Source organism: Mesotoga sp. UBA5825 (assembly GCF_002432955.1).
In the GTDB taxonomy this organism is placed as follows: Bacteria; Thermotogota; Thermotogae; order Petrotogales; family Kosmotogaceae; genus Mesotoga.
In genome coordinates, this window is the sequence record NZ_DJHG01000033.1 from 1 (window position 1) to 4,011 (window position 4,011).

The window sequence follows — 4,011 nt, forward strand, 5'->3', positions numbered from 1 at the left end:
CTCACATAGCAGTGAAAAATGGAGTCTGACCCTATTTATTTTTTCCTATTTATTTTACTCTTCCGTATTTTGGCTGTGAATTACTCTTATCAGTTCTGATAACTCATTGCACAACAAGTCCCAGTGTCGTCTTTTGTAGTAGTCTTGTCTCTTGCCCTCACAAAGTACTTTGAATTCACGAAACGATTGCTCCACCTTTCGGCTGAATTCGAACGCGCTCATGGACTTAAGTTTTTCTTTCAGTTCCACGAAATGGTTCCTAAGCAAATTTTTATCAGCATTATCTCCTACCCAGCTATCTAAAGAATTTCTGTGCAGAACCAGCACTTCAGACAAATTGCTTTCCGAACAGTTTTCGCTGTACATTACTATGTATGAGGCAAGCACAATTTGTAGGTAGTCCGGATGGTTTTTCGTGCTTTCGATTAGCGATTTGAGAAGCTTGATTCCACTTGTTCCACTATCTTTATCCAAGCTTGATTCAAGCAAACCCCTAAAGAGTTCAATTATTCTAGTTCTAGCCGTGCTGCCAACATCTGCAAAGTACTTGTGAATAGCTTGAACACAGAACCCGAACCTTCTGTCATCACATTCAATTAACCTTCTATCCACATTGCAAAGAGTTTCTAAGCACCTAATAGCCATTTTGGACATACTCGAAAGGAAGGCACCATTTTCCTTCTTTACAATTGGTGGCAACTTCTTCGATAATAGTTTTGCCCATTTCTTCAGAATAGAAAGTTCGGCTTTATCGGAGATCAATAACTCAATCATATCTGAAGTAGTTACTGCAATGTCTCTGAGGTAGAAGTGTTTGTCAGAAAGGTATTTCTTATATAGTTCAATATCTCTAGACATTCCGGATAGTCTATCATATACGTTATCTAGCAGCAGATTATTATCTGATATACTCCCAAGACTCCCAAGCGTCTTTAGATGATTGCAGACCAGAAGTGTCATTTCTCTATCGTTTCTTTCAAGCATGTGTCTCGTATGGCGTTTAATCCCCCCAAACAAATTGGAAATCAATTCCGTTCTTAGTTCGTCAGGATATCTCCTCTCTTTAATTGCGATTCTTATTACTTCTTCTATGCCTTCATGTATTTTTCTTAGACTATCGAGATCAGAGCTCTGTATATAGCGATGTGCTATGTCAAAAAGAATCCGCAAAGAGTCCTTTGTCTCAGAAGGTTTCCGTGATCTCGAAACAATTTCACTTATTGTGCTATCCAGGGACAAAGATTCAACTATTCTTATGAAGAACGGAATGAGGACCAACAGTAAATATATAGATGATGCAATATAGAATCTTTGCCATGCATTACTCATTGCTGGAACGAAAAAGCCCATGATTAGTGCTCCAACACTAGCGGCCAGTATAAAATAGGTGTCTCCTCGTTTTCTGAAAGTGTCAATGAGCCGGTGTGTGTAGAACTGAGCGGAATGCTGAATAGCAACAAGCGATATTGTAAGTACAAGTGCAATCAATGCGGTCAATGAAGACACAATATTCCCGGCCATTTCTATCATAGAATCGGATACTAGATCATGCCCTATAAGAACGAACTCGCTCCTTGCTGCCGTTAGTGGTTGAAAGAGGGCGAAGACAAAAAGAAACGATAGATACATTAAGTACGTCTTCTTTCGTTTCCATGGAATAAGGCTAACAACAAACAAGCACACGAACAAAGCAATTTCGATCCAGAACACTAACAGATAAGCTTCTTCCATAGTTCACCCTCCAGGTGTGTAACAGAGAAGTTACTTTACAATTTCAAGCCTTTCCATTAAGCCCTAAGTACACCGAATACTAAACACAAACTTTCGATTCCATTGCTCCGAACACATCCCCGATCTGATGTTAACAAGAGCTTTCTCGAGCCTATTTCACGCTGATTAGTACTCTTAGAGATCTCTCGAAATGTCTCAGCATAGCTCTTTGAGAAAGCGGGAATGATTCCAGGATTAGCCAGATTGTTTTCTCTTGCCCTCCTTATCGTAGTTAAGGCTTCTGCAGTATCCTCCAGCACGCCAGATACCATCGAAAATGGGCTTCATGGCGATCGTTATTTCTTCAGCTGTTTCATCGATTCGTACTCCGGGAATTAAGAGCAAATCTCTATCTATAGGATCTTCTCTAGATAGAAGATTACTTTGATAAATCCTGTATCCCTTTACTCCTATAACAGACAGATATATGATTCTTGGATAACCGCAACCCAATCTATCCTGCAACTGTATTAAGATTTTTGTTGCTTCGATAGAAAAGTGTTCAAGAGCTTTGATTCGTATTTTCGGGAAATCATTGTGATCATTGGAGAACGGCCGAGTATCCAGAAGTTCTATACAACCATTACTAAAAAGCTGGACATAAGTGGTCTCAATCTTGGATTTTGAGAAAACCACATAACCTTCGAAATTGTACTTTGCATATTCGTACAATGAACCAAGACTATTAAAAAGCTCATTGCGAATACCGTGATCCCCAAATCCACCAACATAGTCTGTCGATACTGAACCCATACTCTCTGCAGGAATAATGTGAAGCACAACATGCGGCTTTGGTGCGATGGATATTGGTCCGTCACCGCTTTCGATTTTCGCGAGACGATCAAGTCTAAAGTTACGTATTCGCTCGTCCAGAGTAGTAGACGCCGTGAAAGCTTCCCGTATTTGATAGACGTCCATCTGAAATTTTCCAGAATTGGTTCGATAATGGAAGCGGGAGGAACCACCAAGAGTAACCATATGTGGTCCATAAAAGCTTTGTGGTATTTCGATCACGAATACGAAGTGTCCGTTCTGAAGTTGAATTGCCTTGATTTTCTTCCTAATGCGTGGAGCAATGCTATTATCAATAAGATTGTCCATTGTCTGTGTAAGAGCATCTGGATCGTCACATGGTATGCCCGGAATATCTGTTATGACACCTTTTTCTTCTGCTACACCAATCAAGATTCTCCCACCGATAGTGTTGGCAAAAGCCGAAACATCTGCCAGAAATTCCTTCCTTTGGTCCTTGCCTTTTAGGGAAAGATCGACTTTGTAATCCAAGCGGCGGTCTTCACATACCTGGTTGTCTTTGAGCGATATCAGCGTGTTTTCGTCGATAGAATCAAAAGAAACTGCTGGAAAGAACATATGCACCTCCGAATGAAGCCATACAAAACGAAAATGTCTCGCCTTAATATATCATCAAAGAATGAATCTCGAAATGTAGCCTTCTATCGGTTCTTGCAGAAATCCGAGGTTCTCCTGGATATCTATAGAAGGCGGTGGCGCGACTTGGGAGCCCAGATAGTGGCTTGCGGTTTCAAACACCAAGCAATCGCCGAAGATGGTTCGATTCCTTCGCTCACATTCTGCTCGCAATACTCTAGCGTATTCTGTATGAATCCCTTCAGATCAAACTTGTCTACCGGAAATGCAGTTTTCATAGGGCCTCCCATCAGTTATGAATTTGAGTGAGCCTGTTGGACTAAAACAAACCGAACGATCAATCGTTGATCTCTATTCCGGCCTGTTCGAAGGCCTCCTGAATCTTGTTGTCGAATTCCTGCTGCGTTATTGAACCCTCGCAAGCCGAAATCGTAAGTTGAATATTCTGGTACTTTTCGTGCAGGTAATTGACTATCCTCATAACATCCGATGATTTGCCTTTTGGAAGTTTGAATGATAGATGAAGGCTCTCGATAGCTCCCTTGCCATGAGGAAGAACCGTTGTACCTCCCGATGTGGTGTGAGAAGTACCAAAAGACGTCCCGGCACCAGTATCCTTAACCGCTATGTCAACTTTCTTATCACCAGAATCATTTGGATAGATAGTCCCGGGTTCCCTCTCTGCCAGCTCTTTGCACTTGGCAAGCGAAAGCAGCAGCTCCACGCTGGAGAATTGGAGTTCCGGAACAGTTGTTTCCTGCGCGCTCTTCCTGTCGTTGAAATACATGAGTTTGAAACCTCTATCAGTTTCCACGGCCAGTCCGAAAAGCCCGTTCTTCAAGCCTTCAATTA

The 4,011-nt window shown here is 41.6% G+C and carries 3 protein-coding genes; all 3 read right to left on the reverse strand.

The window, feature by feature from the left end; genetic code table 11:
* Nucleotides 1–54: 54 nt before the first annotated feature.
* Nucleotides 55–1,731, reverse strand: a complete 1,677-nt coding sequence (locus tag B3N33_RS03465) for a hypothetical protein (RefSeq protein WP_292592183.1) — start codon at nt 1,729–1,731, stop codon at nt 55–57.
* A gap of 234 nt (nt 1,732–1,965) precedes the next feature.
* A complete protein-coding gene (locus B3N33_RS03470; RefSeq protein ID WP_292592184.1) occupies nt 1,966–3,141 on the reverse strand; it encodes a helix-turn-helix domain-containing protein in 1,176 nt (391 codons plus the stop codon).
* A gap of 355 nt (nt 3,142–3,496) precedes the next feature.
* Nucleotides 3,497–4,011 (reverse strand): hypothetical protein (locus tag B3N33_RS03475; RefSeq protein WP_292592185.1); only part of this gene is annotated, 515 nt, incomplete at its 5' end.